This window comes from Niveispirillum sp., from assembly GCF_052437035.1.
Taxonomy (GTDB): Bacteria; Pseudomonadota; Alphaproteobacteria; order Azospirillales; family Azospirillaceae; genus Niveispirillum.
Window position 1 is genome coordinate 270,405 of sequence record NZ_JBQVOH010000004.1, and the last position, 20,532, is coordinate 290,936.

General features: G+C 64.8%; 22 protein-coding genes and 2 tRNA genes. 12 read left to right on the plus strand and 12 right to left on the minus strand.

Annotation, left to right across the window (positions count from 1 at the left end):
* The first annotated feature begins 128 nt into the window (after positions 1–128).
* A complete protein-coding gene (locus ACT6Q8_RS13045; protein WP_444732753.1) occupies positions 129–1,601 on the plus strand; it encodes a Do family serine endopeptidase in 1,473 nt (490 codons plus the stop codon).
* A gap of 235 nt (positions 1,602–1,836) precedes the next feature.
* On the opposite strand, the gene ACT6Q8_RS13050 is transcribed toward ACT6Q8_RS13045, so the two are convergent.
* The 3 genes from ACT6Q8_RS13050 to ACT6Q8_RS13060 form a co-directional block, all read right to left on the minus strand.
* Positions 1,837–4,977, minus strand: a complete 3,141-nt coding sequence (locus ACT6Q8_RS13050; protein WP_054168556.1) for an efflux RND transporter permease subunit — start codon at positions 4,975–4,977, stop codon at positions 1,837–1,839.
* A gap of 110 nt (positions 4,978–5,087) precedes the next feature.
* Positions 5,088–6,194 (minus strand): efflux RND transporter periplasmic adaptor subunit, encoded by a 1,107-nt coding sequence (locus tag ACT6Q8_RS13055; RefSeq protein WP_444732752.1) that lies wholly within the window; start codon positions 6,192–6,194, stop codon positions 5,088–5,090.
* A gap of 451 nt (positions 6,195–6,645) precedes the next feature.
* Positions 6,646–6,948, minus strand: a complete 303-nt coding sequence (locus ACT6Q8_RS13060; RefSeq protein ID WP_054168558.1) for a hypothetical protein — start codon at positions 6,946–6,948, stop codon at positions 6,646–6,648.
* A gap of 216 nt (positions 6,949–7,164) precedes the next feature.
* On the opposite strand from ACT6Q8_RS13060, the gene ACT6Q8_RS13065 reads away from it, so the two are divergent.
* Entirely contained in the window at positions 7,165–8,031 is an 867-nt protein-coding gene (locus ACT6Q8_RS13065; RefSeq protein ID WP_444732751.1) for a CAP domain-containing protein, read from the plus strand.
* A gap of 110 nt (positions 8,032–8,141) precedes the next feature.
* Here the strand turns inward: ACT6Q8_RS13065 and ACT6Q8_RS13070 are convergent, their stop codons facing one another.
* Positions 8,142–8,330, minus strand: coding sequence for a zinc-finger domain-containing protein (locus ACT6Q8_RS13070; RefSeq protein WP_054168560.1), 189 nt, complete (start codon positions 8,328–8,330; stop codon positions 8,142–8,144).
* A gap of 209 nt (positions 8,331–8,539) precedes the next feature.
* Between ACT6Q8_RS13070 and ACT6Q8_RS13075 the strand changes: the two genes are divergently transcribed.
* The 6 genes from ACT6Q8_RS13075 (at position 8,540) to ACT6Q8_RS13100 (ending at position 13,911) form a co-directional block, all read left to right on the plus strand.
* The gene (locus tag ACT6Q8_RS13075) at positions 8,540–9,526 is read left to right on the plus strand and encodes an ABC transporter ATP-binding protein (RefSeq protein WP_054168561.1); all 987 of its coding nucleotides are present in this window, start codon (positions 8,540–8,542) and stop codon (positions 9,524–9,526) included.
* Positions 9,527–9,536: 10 nt separating this feature from the next.
* Positions 9,537–10,376 (plus strand): ChbG/HpnK family deacetylase, encoded by an 840-nt coding sequence (locus ACT6Q8_RS13080; protein ID WP_444732750.1) that lies wholly within the window; start codon positions 9,537–9,539, stop codon positions 10,374–10,376.
* Between the two features lie 137 nt (positions 10,377–10,513).
* A complete protein-coding gene (locus ACT6Q8_RS13085; protein WP_054168563.1) occupies positions 10,514–11,044 on the plus strand; it encodes a hypothetical protein in 531 nt (176 codons plus the stop codon).
* A gap of 5 nt (positions 11,045–11,049) precedes the next feature.
* Positions 11,050–11,571, plus strand: a complete 522-nt coding sequence (locus ACT6Q8_RS13090) for a hypothetical protein (RefSeq protein ID WP_054168564.1) — start codon at positions 11,050–11,052, stop codon at positions 11,569–11,571.
* Between the two features lie 59 nt (positions 11,572–11,630).
* Positions 11,631–13,094, plus strand: a complete 1,464-nt coding sequence (locus ACT6Q8_RS13095; protein WP_444732749.1) for a coniferyl aldehyde dehydrogenase — start codon at positions 11,631–11,633, stop codon at positions 13,092–13,094.
* Between the two features lie 40 nt (positions 13,095–13,134).
* Positions 13,135–13,911, plus strand: a complete 777-nt coding sequence (locus tag ACT6Q8_RS13100) for an N-formylglutamate amidohydrolase (protein WP_444732748.1) — start codon at positions 13,135–13,137, stop codon at positions 13,909–13,911.
* A gap of 6 nt (positions 13,912–13,917) precedes the next feature.
* Here the strand turns inward: ACT6Q8_RS13100 and ACT6Q8_RS13105 are convergent, their stop codons facing one another.
* Positions 13,918–14,094, minus strand: coding sequence for a hypothetical protein (locus tag ACT6Q8_RS13105; RefSeq protein ID WP_156344645.1), 177 nt, complete (start codon positions 14,092–14,094; stop codon positions 13,918–13,920).
* Between the two features lie 207 nt (positions 14,095–14,301).
* On the opposite strand from ACT6Q8_RS13105, the gene ACT6Q8_RS13110 reads away from it, so the two are divergent.
* Positions 14,302–14,595, plus strand: coding sequence for a DUF1244 domain-containing protein (locus ACT6Q8_RS13110; protein WP_054168567.1), 294 nt, complete (start codon positions 14,302–14,304; stop codon positions 14,593–14,595).
* Positions 14,596–14,756: 161 nt separating this feature from the next.
* Here the strand turns inward: ACT6Q8_RS13110 and ACT6Q8_RS13115 are convergent, their stop codons facing one another.
* The gene (locus ACT6Q8_RS13115; RefSeq protein ID WP_054168620.1) at positions 14,757–15,326 is read right to left on the minus strand and encodes a DJ-1/PfpI family protein; all 570 of its coding nucleotides are present in this window, start codon (positions 15,324–15,326) and stop codon (positions 14,757–14,759) included.
* Positions 15,327–15,757: 431 nt separating this feature from the next.
* On the minus strand, positions 15,758–16,396 hold the full coding sequence (locus tag ACT6Q8_RS13120; RefSeq protein ID WP_444732747.1) for a glutathione S-transferase family protein: 639 nt from the start codon (positions 16,394–16,396) through the stop codon (positions 15,758–15,760).
* A 108-nt stretch (positions 16,397–16,504) separates the two neighbouring features.
* On the opposite strand from ACT6Q8_RS13120, the gene mtgA reads away from it, so the two are divergent.
* Entirely contained in the window at positions 16,505–17,206 is a 702-nt protein-coding gene (gene mtgA / locus ACT6Q8_RS13125) for a monofunctional biosynthetic peptidoglycan transglycosylase (RefSeq protein ID WP_444732746.1), read from the plus strand.
* 13 nt (positions 17,207–17,219) lie between these two features.
* Here the strand turns inward: mtgA and ACT6Q8_RS13130 are convergent, their stop codons facing one another.
* The 4 genes from ACT6Q8_RS13130 to trxA are packed head-to-tail and all read right to left on the minus strand — an operon-like array spanning position 17,220 to position 19,442.
* A complete protein-coding gene (locus tag ACT6Q8_RS13130) occupies positions 17,220–17,606 on the minus strand; it encodes a gamma-butyrobetaine hydroxylase-like domain-containing protein (protein WP_054168569.1) in 387 nt (128 codons plus the stop codon).
* Entirely contained in the window at positions 17,607–17,816 is a 210-nt protein-coding gene (locus ACT6Q8_RS13135) for a Trm112 family protein (protein WP_054168570.1), read from the minus strand.
* Between the two features lie 43 nt (positions 17,817–17,859).
* Positions 17,860–18,525, minus strand: a complete 666-nt coding sequence (locus ACT6Q8_RS13140) for an LON peptidase substrate-binding domain-containing protein (protein WP_054168571.1) — start codon at positions 18,523–18,525, stop codon at positions 17,860–17,862.
* A complete protein-coding gene (gene trxA / locus ACT6Q8_RS13145; RefSeq protein ID WP_444732745.1) occupies positions 18,522–19,442 on the minus strand; it encodes a thioredoxin in 921 nt (306 codons plus the stop codon). The genes ACT6Q8_RS13140 and trxA overlap by 4 nt, the downstream gene beginning before the upstream one ends.
* A 239-nt stretch (positions 19,443–19,681) precedes the next feature.
* On the opposite strand from trxA, the gene ACT6Q8_RS13150 reads away from it, so the two are divergent.
* Both ACT6Q8_RS13150 and ACT6Q8_RS13155 read left to right on the plus strand, forming a co-directional pair.
* A tRNA-Gly gene (locus ACT6Q8_RS13150) sits at positions 19,682–19,756 on the plus strand.
* 42 nt (positions 19,757–19,798) lie between these two features.
* A tRNA-Gly gene (locus ACT6Q8_RS13155) sits at positions 19,799–19,873 on the plus strand.
* A 451-nt stretch (positions 19,874–20,324) separates the two neighbouring features.
* Here ACT6Q8_RS13155 and rpmG read toward each other — a convergent pair.
* The gene (gene rpmG, locus ACT6Q8_RS13160; protein WP_029012212.1) at positions 20,325–20,492 is read right to left on the minus strand and encodes a 50S ribosomal protein L33; all 168 of its coding nucleotides are present in this window, start codon (positions 20,490–20,492) and stop codon (positions 20,325–20,327) included.
* Between the last annotated feature and the right edge of the window lie 40 nt (positions 20,493–20,532).

The following is a 20,532-nucleotide window of genomic DNA, read 5'->3' on the forward strand; positions in this document are numbered from 1 at the left end:
GTCGGCCTGGATGACAGAATTTTCATCCGCCTGTCAGTTGCCTGTGGGCGGACACTGGTCAAGCTGTGACCATCGAAAGCGCCGCCGGACCGAATGGCGGCCAAGGCAGAAGAAAGACAATGGAGACCATGATGTCGCTTGCCACCGCACGGAATTTCCGCCGCAATCTGGCCATGGCCCTGCTTGCCGGCACCGCCCTGCTGGCCCCGGCGACCATCCAGACCGCCGCGGCGGCTCCTGCCGAAGTGCTGGCCAATGGCGGTGTCGCCGATCTGGTGGAGCGCGTGTCGCCCGCCGTCGTGACCATCACCGCCGCCCAGACGGCCCCAACCCGCACCGCCGCCCGCGACCTGCCGCCGGGGTTCGAGGAATTTCTGCGCCGCTTCGGCGTGCCGGGCCTGCCGGGCCAGGGTGGCGGCGGCCAGGGTCGTGGCGCACCGGTGGCCCGTGCGCTGGGTTCCGGCTTCGTGTTCGACGCGTCCGGTTATGTCGTCACCAACCGGCATGTCATTGCCGACGCCGATCAGGTGACCGTGGCCTTCAGCGACGGGACCGAACGCGAGGCAGAAGTGATCGGCGAGGATGAACGCACCGATCTGGCCGTCCTCAAGGTCAAGACCGACAAGCCCCTGCCCGCCCTGAAATTCGCCGATAGTGACAAGGTGCGCGTGGGCGATGTGGCGGTGGCCGTGGGCAATCCGTTCGGCCTGGGCGGTACCGTCACCGCCGGCATCGTGTCGGCCAGGAGCCGCGATATCGGGTCGGGTCCGTATGACGACTACTTGCAGCTGGATGCGTCGATCAATTCCGGCAATTCCGGCGGCCCGACCTTCAACATGGCCGGTGACGTGATCGGCATCAACACCGCCATCTTCACGCCCAATGGCGGCTCCGTCGGTATCGGCTTTGCCATCCCCTCGAACCTGGCCAAGCCGGTGGTCGAGGCGCTGAAGCGCGACGGCAAGGTGGAACGCGGCTGGTTGGGCGTCAATCTGCAGGGCGTGACCAAGGAACTGGCCGATGGTCTGGGCCTGTCGAAGGAGGGCGGCGCCCTGATTGCCGCCGTGGAACCGAAAAGCCCGGCGGAGAAGGCCGGGTTGAAGCCCGGTGACGTCGTCCTGTCCGCCGGCGGCAAGCCCATCAAGGATACCCGCGATCTGGCCCGTCAGGTGGGCATGGTGAAGCCCGGCACCAAGCTGGACATGGCCCTGTGGCGCGACGGCAAGGAAAAGACCATCGCCGTCACCGTCGAACAGGCCCCCGGCCAGCCGCAGCAGCGTCTGGCAAAGGCCGAGGCGCAGAAGCAGGATGGCGAGGAAGTGGCCGGCCTGAAACTGTCCGGCCTGACCGACCAGTGGCGTCAGCGTCTGCGCCTGCCCGGCGATGCCGCCGGTGTCGTGGTGCTGGATGTGGGTGACGGGGTGGAGGGGCTGCGCCCCGGCGACCTGATCACCTCGGTCAATAACAGCGCCGTCACCAGCCCCGCCGATGTGGCAGCCCAGGTGAAGGCCGCCTCCAAGGCCGGGCGTAAGAACGCCCTGGTACAGGTCCGCCGTGGCGAGACGACGGCCTTCCTGACCATCCCGGTGGATATGGGCTGATCAGCGATACCGGTCAAAGAAAAAGGGGAGCGGAAATCCGCTCCCCTTTTTTGTTGTCTGCTGGAGCTGGCGTTGCTCCCTCACCCTCCCAAACGCTGCCGCGTTCGGGCCCCTCCCTCTCCCTGCCAAGCGGGCGAGGGTTTAAAACTCTGCCCCTCGCCCACTAAGGTGGGAGAGGGAGGGGCACGGCGGCGTCAGCCGACGGGAGGGTGAGGGCAACCCCACTTCAATCTCCTCACTCCGCCGGCACCTGCGGCGGTGCATTGTGCAGGCGTTCTTCCTCTTCGATCTTGCGGCGGATGATGCCGATGGGCTGCACGCCCCTGGCGAACATGCTGTACAGCACGGGCGTGATGAACAAGGACAGGGCCGTGCCCACCGTCACGCCGCCCACGATGACCCAGCCGATGGCCATGCGGCTTTCGGCGCCCGCCCCATGCGCCAGGGCCAGGGGCAGCGCACCGAACACGGTCGCGATGGAGGTCATCAGGATGGGGCGCAGGCGCAGGCGCGAGGCCTCCACCACTGCTTCCAGCAACTCATACCCTTCCTCGCGCAGCTGATTGGCGAACTCCACAATCATGATGGCGTTCTTGGCGATCAGGCCGATCAGCATGATCAGGCCGATCTGGGTATAGGTGTTCAGCGACATGCCCGTGATGGAGATGGCCAGGATGCCCCCCAGACCGGCGGGCAGCACCGAACCCAGGATCATAGCCGGCAGGCGGAAATTCTCGAACTGTGCCGCCAGCACCAGGAAAGCCACCAGCATGGCCATGCCGAAGGCGAACCAGATGGCGCTGCTGGCTTCCAGCTGCAACCGCGCGGCCCCTTCGAAATTGATCCGCGCCTCTGCGGGCAGCACCTCGGCAGCGGCCTGCCGCACCTCGCGGATGGCATCGCCCATCACGGCACCTTCGGTCAGGTTGGCCGTGATGGTGATGGAACGCAGGCGGTTATAGCGGTTCAGTTCGGTGGCACCGGCCACGTCACGCACTTGGATCAGGTTGGCCAGCGGGATCAGTTGCCCCGTGGTGGTGCCCGTCGTGGAGCGGACGAAGATGTTGGACAGGTCGCGCGGATTGGCACGGTCCTGCGCCTCGGCCCGCAGCACCACGTCATATTCCTCACCCCGGTCCAGATAACGGGTCACCAGCTTCTCACCCAGCATGGTTTCCAGGGTGGTGCCGATGGTGGTGACGGGCACGCCCAGGTCGGCGGCGCGGTTGCGGTCCACCGTCACATAAAGCTGGGGCTTGGTTTCGTCATAATCGGCGGAGAAGCCGGTGAGGCCCGGATATTGCTGCAACCGCTCGATCAGGGCGTCGCGCCATTCGGCCAACTCCTCGAACGTATTGCCGCCGATCACGACCTGCAGCTGATTGGCCGAGGCACCGCCGCCCAGACCAGAGGGCAGGATGGGCACGATACGGGAACCGGGCATGGCCGACAGTTGCGGGCGCAGCTCATTCACCATCTGCGGCACGGTGCGGTCGCTGACGCGTTCGGCCCAGGGCGGCGTGCGCATAACCACCATGGCACGATTCACGCCCGAACTGCCGCCAAAGCCGGGATTAACGATGGTCAGGATACTGTCCACCTCGCCCGACTTCAGATAGGGCTGCAACAGCCCTTCCACCCGCGCCACCTCCTGCATGGTGTAATCCATGCTGGCACCTTCCGGCCCGGTGATGGAAATGCGCGCCACGCCGCGGTCTTCCACGGGCGCCAGCTCGCTGGGCAGGGTGCGGCCCAGCACCGCCGTCAGGACAAGGGCGCCGGCCATCAGGGCCATGACCAGCATGCGGGCTGACAGGGCCTGACGCAGCAGGGCCGTATAGCCACGCGTGAGCATGTCCAGAAACGCTTCGGACAGGCGGAACAGGCCGCGCGCTTCCTGATGCCCGCGCAACAGCTTTGATGACAGCATGGGCGACAGGGTCAACGCCACGATGCAGGAGAAGGCGATGGCAGCCATCAGCGCGATGGCGAATTCCCGGAACAGGCGGCCCTGGTCGCCGGGCAGCATGGACAAGGGTGCGATCACGGCGATCAGCACGGCGGTGGTGGCGATCACGGCAAAGCCGATCTGCCGCGCCCCGCGATAGGCCGCCAGCAGCGGCGGCTCCCCTTCCTCAATCCGGCGGGAGATGTTTTCCACCACGATGATGGCATCATCCACGACCAGACCGACGGCCAGCACGAAGGCCAGAAGTGTCAGCACATTGATGGAGAAGCCCAGCGCCGCCATCACGCCGAAGGCCGCGACCAGCGATACCGGAATGGCGATGACGGGGATCAGGGTGGCACGTAAGGTGCGCAGGAACACCCAGACCACCAGCACCACCAGTCCGATGGCCACGGCGATGGCATGGAACACTTCATAGACCGACTGGCTGACGAAGGTGGAATCGTCCTGACGGACCTCCAGCTTCATCCCCGGCGACAGGTTCTGACGGAACTCGCCCAGCAGCTTGCGCACGCCTTCGGACACTTCCATCGTGTTCGCGGTCGATTGGCGGATGATGCCCAGGCCGATGGCGCTGCCGCCATTGATACGGAAATCGCCACGGTCGTCACGGGCTGCCACCTCCACCCGCGCGACATCGCCCAGGCGAATCCAGTTGGCCCCGTCCTGACGCACCAGGATGGACGAGAATTGTTCGGGGCGGTTCAGGCGCGTGTCGGTCCGCACCGTGAATTCACGCTGGCTGCTTTCGATACGCCCGGCGGGCAGTTCGGCATTTTCGCGCCGGATCGAGGCTTCGATATCCTGCACCGTCACCCGGCGCGCCGCCATGGCGTTGCGGTCCAGCCAGACGCGCATGGCAAAATCACGCCGCCCACCGATACGCACCGAGGCCACGCCCGGCACCGTGCCCAGCGCGTCCAGATAATAGCGGCGCACGAAATCGGTCAGTTCCAACTGGTTCATGCGGTCGGACGACAGCGTGATCCACATGATCGGGTTGCTGTCGGCATCGACCTTGCTAATCTCCGGCAGTTCGGCTTCTTCGGGCAGGCTGTCGCTGATGCGGCCCACGCGGTCGCGCACATCATTGCTGGCGGCGTCGATATCGCGGTCGATCTCGAACTCCACCGACACGGACGAGCTGCCTTCGCGGGAGCGGGAGCGGATGGTCTTCACACCCTCGATGCCGTTGATGACGCCTTCGATGCGTTCCGTGATCTCATTATCCACCACCTCGGCGCTGGCGCCGGGATAGGTGGTGCTGATCGACACGATGGGATAATCGATCTTCGGCAGCTCGCGCACCGGCAGCTTTTCATATCCCAGCACACCAAACACGACCAGCATGGCGCTGATCACGAAGGCGAGCACGGGACGCTGGATCGAAATGTCGGAGATCACCATGGTGAGGTTCCCAGGCGTGTCGCTGTCATGTCCATGTCGATGCCGCCCCGGCGGACCGGATGATCGGGGCGGCAGAGGGGTGACCGCGAACGGTCACCGTCAATTCGCCGTCAGGGCGCGGGCCGCGCGGCGGATTGCGTGCCGGTGGCGGCAGGCGCACTGACGATTTCGGCCTGCACGGGCACGCCGTCACGCACCTTCTGCACGCCGCGCGTGATGACCAGTTCACCACCGGTCAGGCCATCCGCCACTTCCACCACGCCGCGCGACCGGGCGCCGATGGTGACCAGGCGGCGTTCCACCTTGCCCGAGGCCACCAGGAACACGAACTGCCGGTCACCGACCGGCACCAGCGATTCCTCCGGCACCAGCACGACATTGACCCGGTTATCCAGCGTCAACCGTACGGTCATGAACAGGCCGGGGCGCAGACGCCCGTCGGCATTGTCGATCTGCGCCACGGCGGCAACGGTGCGGGTGACGGGATCGATACGGGTATCGATGGCCGACACCTTGCCCAGGAAGGACTGATCCGGATACAGCGTGGTCTGGGCCGCGATCTCCATCCCGTCACGCAGATAGCGCAGGGAGGATTCGGGCACGGTGAATTCCAGCTTCACGGTGCGGGTATCGTCCAGCGTGGTCACCGGATCGGCCGGACGGACCAGGGCGCCGGGGCTGACCTGCCGCAGGCCGGTGTAGCCGGTGAAGGGTGCCCGGATGGTCAGGTCGGCCAGACGTGCCTGCACCGCCCGCACCTCTGCATCATTGCCGGCCAGTTGCAGCGACAATTCATCGACACGGGCCTGGGCCACATTCTGCTTCACCAGCAATGCCCGCGCCCGGTCCAGCAACTGTGCCGCATTGCGGCGCCCGGCTTCGGCCACCGCCAGATTGGCCCGCACCTCACGGTCGTCCAGTTCGATCAGGACGGCACCGGCCTGGACCAGCTGACCTTCGGTGAAGTTGATGGATTTGACGAGACCGGCTGTCTTGGCCGTCACCGTCACCGCCTCATTCGCGCGCAAGGTGCCCACGGCGTCAAAGGTGACGGCGATGTCACCCCGCGTCACATGGGTGGCGACGACATTCACGGGGCGGGCGCCCGCCTGCTGCTGTGCGGCGGGTTTGGCACCGTCGCGACCGGTCATGTACCAGACGCCGCCGCCAATGGCGACGATGGCAACAGCCGTGGCAATCTGAATTGGCAGGCGCATTTTCCTGTCCGATCTTGTCGGCGCAGCCGCAAAGGGTGCGGCGCTACCGGTCCATGTCATTGAAAAGCCATTCTATCCCACAGTGGAGACAGCAAGCTTCGTTAATTGTTTTTGTCAGGCATCCGCAGCCGTCCCTTAAGACGACTTTCGGCGGCAAATCCCGGTCCAGGATACCGACACCCACCAACTAGAGCGGACGGCCCAATCCTCCAACCCCCCAATTGTTACGCAACTGTAACCGGCAGCGGTAGGGGACAAACTTTTACATTTGAAGGAAAAGCCATGCGAAAACAGCGGGGAAGCTGCCTGTGAACGGCGATGCCGGACCCTTTGTCCGGGGTCGCGCGCCGGATCAGAGGCCGTCGCAAACCAGACTTATCCACAAGCAGTACCGGCAAAGCGTGGGAAGCGGACAGATATCATCGCGCGAATGTCCCACCCGACCGGTATATCAGGCAGCGCTGCTATTCTGGGAACGGCGGGACATGACCTCTGCCAGGAAGGCGCGGTCGACAGCCGGATAACGCGACGGCATTTCCCGTTCGATCCGGTCCATCAGATCCTCCGCCGCCATCCGCCCGTTATACTCGACATAGAGCAGATACCAGGCAGCGAAGGTGCGACCGGTGATGCGCGGGTCCTGATCATCGCGAAGTTCAGGCAGAACCCAATAGCCAAAACGCCCATCGGCCCGTTCACCGACGAACGGCAGCTTGGTCACCGGCAGACGGTATGCTGCGGATTGATGGTTCATGTTGGGCTGTGCCGGTTTCGACATGATGCGATGGCGTTCGAATACGGGGGGGATGCGGACGGGGTTAGACTTTGTTAAACTGTCGTTTACAAGTAATCGGTAGGAAACGACAATTAACTACTATATACGGTAGGAATCGGGATGCAATGCCTGTTCAGGTTAGGGGATGATCGCCCGGTTGTCACATGTGCGGATGGTTATGTCCGAACGGATGGGGTGGGACGACGGGGTCTGCTGGCGGGTGCGATTGCCCTGTTTCTGGCCCCCGCAGCCCGCGCAGCTGTTGCCGATGCGGCAACATTGGTGAAGGCTAATAGCCTGCCCAGCGCGGCGATGGCTGCCTATCTCGATCAGTTTCAGGATTTTCAGCGGGAATCCGGCGCCCCCATCACAGGCGACCCGTTATTCCAGGCGGAAATGGCGGCGGCGCGGGCGACGGGCGCCACGCGTCTGGCGGAAGGCGCCTCCTTCCTGCGTGATGATGCGGAACTGAGCTGGATTGCGCGCCATTACGCCGCACAGATGGCGGCGGGTGCCCCCTTCGCGCATGAGGATGCGGGCGGACGCCATCCGGGTGACCGCATCGCCCTGCTGCACCGGCGCATGGTGGGGGTGAATGCCGAAAACCTGTTCACCAACAGCGTCTTCGACCCCGACCGGGCAGAGGCGGCGGGGCGGCTGGCCGTGGATAATCTGATGCAATCGCCGGGGCACCGGGCCAACATCCTTGACCCGCGCTGGACCCATGCCGGATGCGGTGCGGCGGCAGGACGGGAAGGGTTCTTCCTGGTGCAGCTGTTCGCTGAACGCGCAGCATTGCTGATGGAGGCGATGCCCGTGCGCCTGTCCCCCGGCACGCCCCTTCCCGCCGGCTGTCAGCAGGCCGCCGAGGGGACCTTCAGCGGCCTGGCGCTGGTGCCCTTGGACCGTGAGGTGGCGGCGGAGGATTTCATGCGGCCAGGATCAGCAACAGCACCGACCCGCAGGGGACCGCACCGCAGCTTCTTCGCCCGCACGCAGGAAATGACGGCCCGGACGGCGAAATTCACCATCCATCCGGGCCCGATGCTACTGGTCAACTGAGAATCCAACAGGCCGGCGACCGCCGGTCCGCCGCCCATGCGGCGTAAGCCAAGCCGCCGGATGGCGGCGCCCGGCGCCTGAGGGAACGTGCAAGTTAGGGAACGTGCAAGTTAATGCCCGTGGCCGCCGCCGGCGGCCTTGCCGGCTTCGGTCTGCACATAATGGCGGCCACAATAGGGGCAATCGACATTGCCCTTGGGCGACAGGGTCAGATAGACCAGCGGATGGCCCAGCGCACCGCCGCCGCCATCGCAGCCGACGGTGTCTTCGTCGATATAGATGGTCTCGGCCGGCTGCATGTCTGTCGTTCCTTGAAGCTTACTGTTCGGATCCCGATATCCGGGGTGCGGCGCATCATACTCCGGCGCGCGGTTTGCGCAAGAGAGCCGGCCCCGCCCCTGTCCGGCCCCTGCCCTTCGGCAAATTGACCGGCGGCGGCGGTGGGTGTACGCCAGACCCATGTCCCGCGACAAAACAATGTCGCCCACCCATCGGGAACCCATCCCCCATGCCTGACAGCCTGAACCGCCCCGCCGATACCTCTGCCACCGGCCATGCCCCCGCCGCCGCGGTGGAGATCAAGGATCTGCGCAAGACCTATCGCGGCACGCCCAAATCCCCGCCGAAGGAGGCGCTAAAGGGCATTTCGCTGACCATTCCACGCGGGTCGATCTATGGTCTGCTGGGCCCCAATGGGGCGGGCAAAAGCACGACGATCAACATCCTGGCCGGTCTGGTGAACAAGACCAGCGGCAAGGCCAGCATCTGGGGCATCGATATCGATGAACAGCCCCGGTCGGCCCGCGCCGCCATCGGCGTGGTCCCGCAGGAACTGAACCTGGACCCGTTCTTCACCCCGCGTGAGATCCTGGACCTGCAAGCCGGCCTCTATGGCGTGCCCAAGTCGGAACGCCAGACCGATGCCCTGCTGGAAGCCGTGGGCCTGAAGGACAAGGCCAATGCCTATGCCCGCACCCTGTCGGGCGGCATGCGCCGCCGTCTGATGGTGGCCAAGGCCATGGTGCATGCCCCGCCGGTCCTGGTTCTGGACGAACCGACCGCCGGCGTGGACGTGGAACTGCGGCAAAGCCTGTGGGCCCATGTGCGCGAGTTGAACAAGGCCGGCACTACCATCGTCCTGACCACCCACTACCTGGAGGAAGCGCAGGAGTTGTGTGACACGATCGCCATCGTGAACCATGGTCAGGTCGTGGCCTGCGAATCGACAGAAAAGCTGCTGGGCCGTATCGACAGCAAGGAAATGGTGGTCACGCTGGATGCCGACCTGACGGAAGTGCCCGAGGCCTTCCGTGGCTTCGACGCCAAGCTGGACGGTACCCGCCGCCTGACCATCCATTACAAGCCCAGCCAGACCCGCGTCGCCGATCTGCTGGGCGCCATGGCGGCGGCGGGTCTGGCCGTGAAGGACCTGTCCATGGTCGAAAGCGACCTGGAGGATGTGTTTCTGGAAATGACCCGCGCGCCCGCCGCCTGAGGGGCTTTCCATGCAGCCCCGCGCCATCCGCGTCATTGCCGATGACTACGCCCTGTCACCGGGCGTTTCGGAGGGCATCCTGACGCTGGCGCGGGCCGGGCGCCTGTCGGGAACCGGTGCCATGGTGCCGGGTCCGCGCTGGCGCGAAGATGCCAGACGCCTGCTGGACACGCCCGCCGGGTTCCAGACCGGTGTGCATCTGACCCTGACGGGCGGCCTGTCACCCCTGGGCCCGATGCCGGCCCTTTGCCCCGATGGCCGGTTCCCGACATTGGGCCGGTGGCTGGCCATGGCCCATGCTGGGCTGCTGTCGTCGGGGCCGGCGCAACGGGACCTGTCGGCAGAGATCGCGCGGCAGCTGGATGCGTTCGAAGGGGCGATGGGCCGGGCCCCGCATTTCGTGGACGGGCATCAGCATCTGCATCTTCTGCACGGCATCCGGCCCTTGCTGCTGGACGCCATCGCCCGCCGCTATCCGCCCAGTTCCGTCTGGCTGCGCAATTGTGCGGAACCGGCGGGGCGCATCGTGCGGCGCGGCGTGACGGGGGCCAAGGCCCTGTTCATCGCGCTGCTGTCGCGGGGTCTGGCCCGTCAGGCCGCATCCCGTGCCATTCCCACAAATGCCGGCTTCAGCGGCATTTACGGGTTTGACGGCGACTTTCCCGCCTTGATGGAGCGTTTCCTTTTCGAATTGCCGGCAGGGGCCCTGGTGATGGTTCACCCCGCCCTGCCCGACCAGGAACTGGCCGCCCTGGACCCGGTCGTGGCCGCGCGGCAGGCGGAAATGTCGTACCTTGCAGGGCAAGAATGGCCAGCCGCGCTATTCCGAGCCGGGCTGCGGCTTGGATAACGTCATCTTATGGCTTTCGGATAGGTTCAGGCCCGCGACAAGCGCGCCCAACGGTGGTACAATCCTCCATGATTCGCTGATTTCAATACAGTCGCGAATCAGCGTTTGACCGGCAGCGCGGGATTGCCATATTGGAAATGAATACCGTTCTTTTTGTGATCGGCATATTGGCTGCCATCGGCGCGGTCAGCATCGCGCTTGTGCGTCAGGTTCTCTATTACTCCCGCCGCGCCCATATCACCCGCGTGACGGAGCAGAACCGCGAACTGCACCGCAAGCAGGAAGAACTGACCAAGACCTATCGCGACGGTCAGGAGGGCGTGCGTCAGGCAGAGGTGGAGCGCAAGGCCGCCGCCACGCAGCTGGCCGATGCCCAGCGCCGCCTGAAGATCGCCAAGGAAGATAATTACGTCCTCATCCATGAGGTGAACGAGCAGACGGGTTCGCGCCGCCTGTTCGTCGTGGCCATGACGCTGGGCAGCACCCTGACGCTGGGCCAGAACATCGTGAAGGACTGCAAGTTCCGCAACGTGAAGCATTTCATCGAAATCTGGGCCGACAATGCCGACGATGCCAACCGCATCGCCCGGACCAACTTCCCGCCCGACAATGGCTTCATCCTGTCCAAGGCCGTGCCGGCCAATCCGGCCGCCATCGCAGCGGAGTAAGGCCTATGCTGCTCCAGGTCGGTGTCATCCTCGTCGTTCTGGTTTCCATCGCCTATGCCGCGGCAGTGATGCGCCGCATCGAGTCCGATGTCGTGCAGTATCAGCGCGACCTGCGCGCCGTGGAGGAGGACCAACACAAGCTGGAAGTGGCGTGCAACACGCTGCGCGGCCTGTGCAATCAGGTGGGCGAGGAGATGGCGAAGCTGCGCGCCGACATCACGGAAGTGACGGACGCCCGCGCCCAGTTGGAGGCGGAGATCAACGCCCTGTCGGAAGCGCCCAAACAGCGGCTCTACATGTTTGACAAGGGAACCATCGGCCATGGCAAATTGTGGGAAGTGCTGATCACCAATGCCGGCGGCAACGAAAGCAGCGTGGCGGGTGATCAGGCCGTGGAATGGGCCAATGGCCGTACCTATATTGTACCAGGAACGACTGATCGCGATGCCAAGTTCCGGGCGGAACCAAAGTTCCTGCCCTCAATGGGATATCGGATCATGAAGGTTGAACGGTTCCGGCGCGCCTGACGTCAATCCTTGTCCTTGGGAGATGACGCCACCCCACGCCGGACGGGGAGGGAGGCGTCATGGCCGATGCGGTCATCGAGTTCCCGACAGGGCAGGTGCGTCAGCGTCTATCGGGCGCCGCCGACAAGCGCCTGCACACCGCCTTTGCCCAGTTGCGCGCCGGCTGGCGCCGCGATGCCGGCCTGTCGCCCGAACGGCGTGATGAGGCGCTGGACCATCTGGGCCGCGCCTTGGTGAAATATCAGGCGGCCCTGGTGGAGGCCGTGTCGCAGGATTTCGGCAGCCGGTCCCCGCATGAGACACGGCTTGCCGATATCCATGCCAGCCTGTCAGCCATCCGGTTCGCCCAGCGGCATTTCCGCCGCTGGATGCGGCCCCGCCGCGTGGGCGTGGCCCTGCCCTTCCTGCCGGGCCGCGCACGGGTACAGAGGGTGCCCCTGGGCGTGGTGGGGATCATCAGCCCCTGGAACTATCCCATACAACTGGCCCTGGTGCCGCTGGCCGCCGCCATTGCCGCCGGCAACCGCGTGCTGCTGAAGCCATCCGAACGCACCCCGCGCACCAGCAGCCTGCTGGAACGGCTACTGGCAGAAGTGTTCGACCCGTCGGAGGTGGCGGTGGTGACGGGGGATGTGGACATGGCGCAGGCCGTCACCCACCTGCCCCTGGACCATCTGCTGTTCACTGGGTCCACTGGGGCAGGGCGGCAGGTGATGCGGGCGGCGTCCGACGCACTGGTCCCCGTCACCCTGGAACTGGGCGGCAAATCGCCCGCCATCATCGGCCCCGGCTATGATCTGGAACAGGCGGCGGGTCGCATTGCCGTCGGCAAGCTGCTGAATGCCGGCCAGACCTGTATCGCACCCGATTACGTGCTGGTGCCGCGCGGGCGGGAACTGGAGTTTGTGGAGTATTTTGAGCGCGCGGTGACGCGGCTCTACCCCAGGCTGGGCGACAACCCCGACTACACATCCATCATCAACGACGCCCAGTATGAGCGGCTGCTGGGCCTGATCGACGATGCCAGACGGCGCGGTGCCCATGCGCGCTTCATCAATCCGGCAGGCGAGGCGCTGGAACCGGCGCGGCGCAAGCTGGCCCCCACCCTGCTGTGGCAGGTGCCCGAAGAGGCCGACATCATGCGGCAGGAGATTTTCGGACCCGTCCTGCCCATCCTGCCCTATACGGCGCTGGAGGAGACGGTGGGCATCGTGAACAGCCGGCCCCGCCCCCTGGCACTCTACCTGTTCAGCCATCGCACGCTGGATGTGGATTTCGTGCTGGCCCGTACACGGGCCGGCGGCGTGACACTGAACGATACCTTGCTGCACGCGGCCCAGGATGCGCTGCCCTTTGGCGGCATCGGGGAAAGCGGCATGGGCGCCTATCACGGGGAGGCCGGGTTCCGGACCTTCAGCCATGAACAGCCCATTTTCAAAGCCAGCCGCTTCAGCGCCGCCCGCCTGATCCGCCCGCCCTATGGCGACCGGATCGACCGGATCCTTCGTTGGTTTATCCGGTGAACGCTTTCGCCGGAACCGGGATTGCGATAATCAGGAAAGCATGGACATCGCCTCTCCCACCCTGTTGACCGCCGCCGATCCGGCGCCCGTCCGCATCCTGAACCCGACCGCATCCAGTCCCCTGCTGCTGGTCTGTGACCATGCCGGCAAGGCAGTGCCGGCGGCCCTGCATGGGCTGGGCGTCCCGGAAGCGGAACTAGACCGGCATATCGGTTGGGATATCGGGGCGGCGGCAGTGACGGAGGGGCTGGTCCGGCGTCTGGACGCGCGGGCCGTGCTGTCGGTCTATTCCCGGCTGGTCGTGGATTGCAACCGCTGGCCCGACAGCCCGACCCTGATGCCCGCCATCAGCGACGGTACGCCGGTCCCTGCCAACCAGGATCTATCCGACACGGCGCGGGCCCTGCGCATGGAGGCCCTGTACCAGCCCTATCACGACGCCATCACGGCGGAACGCGCGCGCATCCAGGCAGAGGGGCAGGTACCCGTCCTGATCTCCATCCACAGCTTCACGCCGCAGATGAACGGGTTCCAGCGGCCCTGGCAGGTGGGCGTGTTGTGGAACCGCGACGGGCGGCTGGCCCTGCCCATGCTGGCGGCATTGCGGGCCGAAGGTGACCTGACCGTCGGCGACAACGAACCCTACAGCGCGCGCACCGGCACCGATTTCACCATCATCCACCATGGGGAGGCGGCGAACCTGCCCGTGCTGATGCTGGAGATCCGTCAGGACCTGATCGCAGATGCAGCGGGCGCCGATGCCTGGGCGGCACGGCTGGCCCGGCTGCTGCCGGTCGTCATCGCGGGGCTGACCTAATTTCGGTCAGCGCGCGGCCTCAAACTCCTCCAGCAGGGCGCCGACATCCAGCGCCTGCAAAGCGGCGAGCGCCTGGTTCAGATCGTCAGCGCAACGGCGCAGTTGCTGCGCATGGAAGCTGATATTGGCGGCGTGGGTGGCGATGTGACCGTGGGGCAGACGGGTGCGCATATCGATGACCATTTGGGTCCCCCTGTAAGAGCCGAGTCCGATACTTTTGGTTATATGTTCTTGTCTTGACCCTATTGATGCACGACCCGACGATTGTATCAATCAGAAAAGTAACACCTAGTAATAGGTTAAAATTTTAGATGGTTTCCTTTAAAATCGGGTCGGGATACACCATTTGCGTCGACACGTTCGACCAACCAATCCCAGGGAAGCCTGACCATGGACGACCAGACCCGTATCGAGCTTGAAGCCGCGGCTTTCCGCCGTTTGGTGGCGCATTTGCAAACCCGTACCGATGTCCAGAATATCGATCTGATGAATCTGGCGGGTTTCTGCCGGAACTGCCTGTCGAAATGGTACCGCGCCGCCGCCGATGAAAAAGGCGTGGCCGTCAGCGATGCCGAGGCGCGGGAGCATGTCTATGGCATGCCGTACGACGAATGGAAGGCCAAGCACCAGCGTGAGGCCACCGCCGAACAGAAGGCCGCGTTCCAGCAGGCCAATGCGCACTGATATCGGCGGCATGGGCGGCGCGGCGGTAGTCACCGCCGTACCGACGGTCATAATTTATGGCCGTTGGTAAGAGAATCGGGCCGGGTTCCGCGCAAACAAAAACCCCGCTGTCCAGCTGGACAGCGGGGTTTTTCGTCACAGGGACAAGCCTGCCTGAAATATCAGGCGGCAGCCTTGCGCTGTTCGACGGCGGCGGTGAAGTTCCGCAGCATGGCGTCGATCAGGCCGGACATGTCCTCATTGCTCTTGGCCGTCAGCAGGAAACGATCCTGGACGATCTCGTCGTCCGACCACTTGGCGCCGGCGGCTTCCAGGGCGGCGCGGGCGCTGTCGGCGCCGGTCACGGTACGGCCCTTGATACGCTCCACCAGGGCCAGCAGCTCAACGCCCTTGCCGAAGGCAACGATGCCCTTGCCGCTGTCGACGAAGCTGCCGATGATGCGGCGGGTATGCGGGTTGGTCGCCAGCTTGGCCACCGAACGGTCGCCGCCCGGCAGGACCAGCAGGTCGAAATCGGCGGCCAGCACTTCACCGACATGACGGTCGGTCGGGAAATAATGGCCCCAGGCGGCGCCGTGCCAGCCATTCACCAGGCCCTGCTCGGGCGAAATCACCTTCGGCTTGGCGCCGGCCTTCAGCAGGGCGCGCTGCGGCTCGGTCATCTCCAGCTCTTCGAAGCCATTGGCCACGAGAATGGCGATGTTCTTTCCGGCAAGCAGTTGTTCAGTCAAGGTCTCGTCTCCTTCTGGTTGGTCCGCCCCGTCCGGCACCGGCCGGGCCGGTGCGATCCGATAGGCGGTGAACGCGCCGGCCGGGCCGGAACGTTCGGAAATTCCATGCTGAAAGCGGCGCTCGATCCCGGTGATCCCCCGTGCGCGGTAGGGGCCGTGGTGCGTCAGGCACCGGTGGCCACAGGGTCCAGGTACGCCACAAGCCATCCGCGCCAACCCGTCATCGCGGGTTCGGTCGGGCTTTGGGCCCCCTGGGTTCCCGCACGGGACCCGGGGGCGGGTTACGTCTTTTCATGCATAGGGCGCTAATTGGCCCTTCGCGCACGCAACGTCAATCCGCATTTCCGACAATCCAGCCATCCAAGGGCGGCGGAGGCGGCGAATCGGTAGGGGACGAGCGTACGCAAAGGGGATGGAGACGCCCTGCGGGGTCAGTACCAGGGCTGGGCCAGCCCCTCCTGTTCGAACGCCCGGATGACGGCAGGAAGGGCGGCGGTACGCGCCGCATGGGCACCGATATTGGGCAGCAGGCGCGGCGGGCGCCCCGCAAAATTACGGCCCCAGCGCGTCAGCATCAGTAGCATGAAATCCACGATCCCCGGCCTGTCGCCTGTCAGCCAGTCACGCCCCGCCAGCGCCGTGTCCAACAGGTCGAACAGTTCCCCTGCCCGAACCTCCGCCGCCTGTTTCACGCTGTCGGCAAGGGCCGGGTCCGCGATCTGCCGCTCGGGGTAATAATAGGCCAGATAGGCGACCTGCACCGAATTGGTCAGGTGGATCAGCCATTGATAGGCCAGCGCCCGTTCCACCGTACCCACGGGCGGCATCAGGCCCGCGTCGGGATGGCGGTCGGCCAGATGCAACAGGATGGCCGCCGTCTCGAAGATCGGCTGTTCCCCATCCACCAGCACCGGCACGCGGCCCGTGGGGTTCAGGCGCAGATAGGCGGCACCGTGATGTTCCTTCGCGCCCGTGTCCACCAGCACCATTTTATAGGGCGCGCCGATGGTTTCCAGGGCCATGTGCGGGGCAAGATTGGCCATGCCGGAATTGCCATAAAGCCTGTACATCGCGGGTCATCCTTGGCAGCAGAAACGGGTGCCCGTCTTTTTACGGTGCTTTATGCCCCCTGTCTGCGCCAAGATGCGGACGGAAAAAGACAAGGAGGTCTGGCCCGGATGGCCCAGGACAAGCGATGGAACATGCTGCGCATCGCGCGGGTGGTGGCCTTGGGCCTCGCCGGGCTGGTCGGCTTTTCCATCCTGTGGGTTCTGGCCTATGCCGTGCTGCCTGTGCCGGCCACGCCGCTGATGGTGATCCGCACCCTGGGCGGGGCCGACTGGAACCATTCCTGGCGGTCCATGGACCGGATCAGCCCGCATCTGGCCCGCGCCGTTATCGGGGCGGAGGATAGCCGCTTCTGCGACCATATGGGTGTGGACCTGGACGCCGTCGAGAAAGCGCTGGAACGCAACCAAACCCATCAGCGCATGCGTGGCGGCAGCACCATCAGCCAGCAGGTGGCCAAGAATGCCTTTCTGTGGCCCGACCGGTCCTGGCTGCGCAAGGGCGTGGAACTGTGGTTCACGATGCTGGTGGAGACCTTCTGGTCCAAGCGCCGTATCCTGGAGGTCTATCTCAACATCGTGGAATGGGCCCCCGGCACCTATGGCGCGGAGGCGGCGTCGCGATACTGGTTCGGCAAGGGGGCCGAGGCCTTGACCCCGCGTGAGGCAGCACTTCTGGCCGCCATCCTGCCAAGCCCCCTGAAATGGAAGGCGAATCCGCCCGGTCGCTATGTCGCGGGCCGCGCCGGCACCTTGCAGCAACGGATGGAGATCGTGCGCCGCGACGGGCTGGATGATTGCGCGCTGCCGTGAAGGGGACTGCGATCTACCGCGCCAACCCCTTGACGGCCAGCGCATCCAGATAGGTCTGCCACAGGCCACCCTGTTCCCTGCCCAGGCGGTGCAGCAGGGTCCAGCTATAGATGCCGCTGTCGTGGCCGTCGTCAAAGGTCAGGCGGACGGCGTAGTTGCCCACGGGATCGACGCGGGTGATGGCGACATGACGTTTGCCAGTCACCAGCTGTTTTTGTGCTGGCGTGTGGCCCTGCACCTCTGCCGACGGGCTTTCCACGCGCAGAAACTCTGCCGGCAGGTCGAAACGGCTACCATCATCGAAACTGACGGACAGCACGCGCTCGGCCCGGTTCAGGCGCAGTTCGGTGGGCCAGTGGCTGCTGCCGCCAGCCTCGCTGGCGAAACGTTCCTCGCTCATTCAGGCGGCATCGTCCAGGCGACGCGCTTCATCCACCAGCATGATGGGAATGCCGTCACGGATGGGATAGGCCAGCTTGGCCTGATCAGAGATCAGTTCCTGGGCGGCGGCGTCATAGCGCAGGGGCGCCTTGGTCAGCGGGCAGACCAGGATCTCCAGCAGGCGCGGATCGACGCGGGCGCTGTCGGTCTGAGTGGGGGCGTCGGTCATCGTGGATACTCCGGGTTTGAGGCAAGCCTCAACGTCAAAAAGATCAATGGCGGGCGCCGCCACCTTCATTGTCGCCGCCCTGATGGACGGCCATTTCAACCAGCGCCAGCAACAGCTTGGCACGGGCATTCAGGTCGGGGCTTTCCAGCAGGGCCTGCTTTTCCGGCGCATCGAAGGGACAGATCATGGCCAGCGAAGTGATCAGCCGGTCCAATGGCGCCTGGGCGATGCTGTCCCAATTGGCGCTGATCCCCTGCTGCTTGAAATAGGCGCGCAGGGTGCCGTCCAGGCTGGTGCGGTCCAGATCGCAGGGGGCATCCTCGTGCAGGTCGGCGGCGAAAGCTGACCAGTCGGCGATGATGCGGCGATATCCACGCGTGGTCGGCACCTCGCCCGCGATACGGAACCGGCTGATCCCCGTCAGGGTGATCAGGAAGCGGCCATCCTCGGTCTCGCTGAAGCTGGTGATGCGCCCGACGCAGCCGGTATCGTAAAGGGGCGGGTGGTTGCCCATCCCGCCATCACGCGGCTGGATCATGCCGATCAGCCGGTTCGATGCCAGCGCGTCCTGCACCATGTTCAGATAGCGCGGCTCAAAGATATTGAGCGGCAGCTTGCCACGCGGCAGCAGAAGCACTCCCGTCAACGGAAAGACGGGGATGGTGTCCGGCAACTGATCATGGGGCAGGTCGAACGGGTTCTGGCTCATGCGAACAGCAGCGACGACAGTTTACGGCGGGCCTGGATGACCAGCTTGTCCATGGGGCCCAGCGCCTCGAACATCTTCAGAAGCTGGGTGCGGGCGGCCTTCTCATTCCATTCCCGGTCGCGCTTCACGATCTCCAGCAGAGCTTCCACCGCCTCCTCATTACGCCCGGCGGCGAAGAGCGCCACCGCGTAATCGTAACGGGCCTGATGGTTGGCCGGGTCGGCGGTGACCGCAGCCTTCAGATCATCCAGGGGGCCGGCATTGGCGGCCTGTTCGGACAGTTCGATCTGCGATTTCACGGCGGCCAGTTCGGCGGACTTGGCGATACCGGCGGGTGCGTCGGCGAGCATGCCCTTGGCAGCGTCGGCTTCCCCCACGGCCAGCAGGCAGCGGATGACGCCAGCATAGGCGGCGGCGTTCTCCGGCTCCTCGGCCAGCACTTCCTGATAGACAGCGGCAGCCCCCTGCGCATCACCGGCATCCAGCAGGCCCTTGGCCTCGGCCAGGATGGCGGCGATGTCGATGGCGCCGGTGCCGCCCGACAGCTTCACCAGACGTTCGATGAAGGCCTTGATCTGGCTTTCCGGCAGAGCGCCCTGGAACCCGTCCACGGGGCGGCCCTGGAAAAAGGCATAGACGGTGGGGATCGACTGTACCCGCAGCTGGCCCGCCACGGCGGGATGCTTGTCGGTGTCGATCTTCACCAGCTTCACGGCACCCTTGGCGGCGGTCACGGCCTTTTCCAGGATCGGACCCAGCGTCTTGCAGGGGCCGCACCAGGTGGCCCAGAAATCGACGATGACGGGCACTTCCTGCGACGCCTCGATGACATCGGCCATGAAACCGGCGTCGCTGCCATCCTTGATCAGGTCGGTGGCGGCGGGCTTTGGCTGGGGCGAAGGCGTGGGCGAGAACATGGGTTCTTGTTCCTGGATCGGGTGATCATGCATGGCCCCGCGATGCGGGGATCGTCACTGGCTTATATAGATCGGCCATGGCCCTGCGGCAAACCTCCCGATGGGGTGCCATGCATCAAGGATGGGGTGCTTTCGCAGAAAACCATACAGGCATGGAAAAAAAGTCCTTGCATGGCAAAGTTTGATGGCTATATTCCGCGCTCACCGCCGGGGACGACCCGGACGGACATCGGAAATGGGCGGGCGTAGCTCAGGGGTAGAGCACAACCTTGCCAAGGTTGGGGTCGAGGGTTCGAATCCCTTCGCCCGCTCCAGTTCCGATAACCCACTGCCGCAAGGCAGGCCTGTCTGGTAATGCGGGCGTAGCTCAGGGGTAGAGCACAACCTTGCCAAGGTTGGGGTCGAGGGTTCGAATCCCTTCGCCCGCTCCAGACAAAATCAAGATGATGCATCAAAGGCCGCCTTCAAGGCGGCCTTTTGCGTTTGGGGCTTTCCCCTGACAATCCCCCAAGACCACCGGAGCGGTAGAATCGGGCCTGGTGGCGTCCGTCGCGCGGCTTGCGTGTCGCCAGTGCGGATACGCACTGACCGGAATCGCTTCTTCCTTCGTCATCCTGGCGCAAGCCGGGATCCAGCGGGCAGACGACCAACCGTTCAGCGACGATGGTCGAAGCTGCGTCCAGGTCCTTTCCTGTGGCCCCTGGGTCCCGGCTTGCGCCGGGATGACGAAGGGTGGCGCTTCAATCAAGACCTCACAGGCCCTGATCAGCACAACCCAACCCCAACCCCAAAAGCAAAACCCCCGCCGGGCGGACCGGCGGGGGTTTATGCTTCGTCAGGGCCGTGGCCCCGATCCAAAAGAGGATCATCCCGAAAGGGAGATCACTTCATCTTGGATTCCTTGAAGGCGACGTGCTTGCGAGCAACCGGATCGTACTTGTTGAATTCCAGCTTCTCGGTCGTCTTACGGGGGTTCTTCTTCTTCACATAGAAGTAGCCCGTGTCAGCGGTGCTAACCAGCTTGATCAGCACGGTGTTCTGCTTAGCCATGATACCCTACCTGCGTCTGACTTGCGGCCACCGCAAGGAC

What these genes read in the sequence shown, in the direction of transcription:
- ACT6Q8_RS13045 (WP_444732753.1), top strand. Translation starts at nt 129, where the DNA reads ATGATGTCGCTTGCCACCGCACGGAATTTCCGCCGCAATCTGGCCATG.
- ACT6Q8_RS13050 (WP_054168556.1), bottom strand. Translation starts at nt 4,977, where the DNA reads ATGGTGATCTCCGACATTTCGATCCAGCGTCCCGTGCTCGCCTTCGTG.
- ACT6Q8_RS13055 (WP_444732752.1), bottom strand. Translation starts at nt 6,194, where the DNA reads ATGCGCCTGCCAATTCAGATTGCCACGGCTGTTGCCATCGTCGCCATT.
- ACT6Q8_RS13060 (WP_054168558.1), bottom strand. Translation starts at nt 6,948, where the DNA reads ATGAACCATCAATCCGCAGCATACCGTCTGCCGGTGACCAAGCTGCCG.
- ACT6Q8_RS13070 (WP_054168560.1), bottom strand. Translation starts at nt 8,330, where the DNA reads ATGCAGCCGGCCGAGACCATCTATATCGACGAAGACACCGTCGGCTGC.
- ACT6Q8_RS13075 (WP_054168561.1), top strand. Translation starts at nt 8,540, where the DNA reads ATGCCTGACAGCCTGAACCGCCCCGCCGATACCTCTGCCACCGGCCAT.
- ACT6Q8_RS13080 (WP_444732750.1), top strand. Translation starts at nt 9,537, where the DNA reads ATGCAGCCCCGCGCCATCCGCGTCATTGCCGATGACTACGCCCTGTCA.
- ACT6Q8_RS13085 (WP_054168563.1), top strand. Translation starts at nt 10,514, where the DNA reads ATGAATACCGTTCTTTTTGTGATCGGCATATTGGCTGCCATCGGCGCG.
- ACT6Q8_RS13090 (WP_054168564.1), top strand. Translation starts at nt 11,050, where the DNA reads ATGCTGCTCCAGGTCGGTGTCATCCTCGTCGTTCTGGTTTCCATCGCC.
- ACT6Q8_RS13095 (WP_444732749.1), top strand. Translation starts at nt 11,631, where the DNA reads ATGGCCGATGCGGTCATCGAGTTCCCGACAGGGCAGGTGCGTCAGCGT.
- ACT6Q8_RS13100 (WP_444732748.1), top strand. Translation starts at nt 13,135, where the DNA reads ATGGACATCGCCTCTCCCACCCTGTTGACCGCCGCCGATCCGGCGCCC.
- ACT6Q8_RS13105 (WP_156344645.1), bottom strand. Translation starts at nt 14,094, where the DNA reads ATGGTCATCGATATGCGCACCCGTCTGCCCCACGGTCACATCGCCACC.
- ACT6Q8_RS13110 (WP_054168567.1), top strand. Translation starts at nt 14,302, where the DNA reads ATGGACGACCAGACCCGTATCGAGCTTGAAGCCGCGGCTTTCCGCCGT.
- ACT6Q8_RS13120 (WP_444732747.1), bottom strand. Translation starts at nt 16,396, where the DNA reads ATGTACAGGCTTTATGGCAATTCCGGCATGGCCAATCTTGCCCCGCAC.
- mtgA (WP_444732746.1), top strand. Translation starts at nt 16,505, where the DNA reads ATGGCCCAGGACAAGCGATGGAACATGCTGCGCATCGCGCGGGTGGTG.
- ACT6Q8_RS13130 (WP_054168569.1), bottom strand. Translation starts at nt 17,606, where the DNA reads ATGAGCGAGGAACGTTTCGCCAGCGAGGCTGGCGGCAGCAGCCACTGG.
- ACT6Q8_RS13135 (WP_054168570.1), bottom strand. Translation starts at nt 17,816, where the DNA reads ATGACCGACGCCCCCACTCAGACCGACAGCGCCCGCGTCGATCCGCGC.
- ACT6Q8_RS13140 (WP_054168571.1), bottom strand. Translation starts at nt 18,525, where the DNA reads ATGAGCCAGAACCCGTTCGACCTGCCCCATGATCAGTTGCCGGACACC.
- trxA (WP_444732745.1), bottom strand. Translation starts at nt 19,442, where the DNA reads ATGTTCTCGCCCACGCCTTCGCCCCAGCCAAAGCCCGCCGCCACCGAC.
- rpmG (WP_029012212.1), bottom strand. Translation starts at nt 20,492, where the DNA reads ATGGCTAAGCAGAACACCGTGCTGATCAAGCTGGTTAGCACCGCTGAC.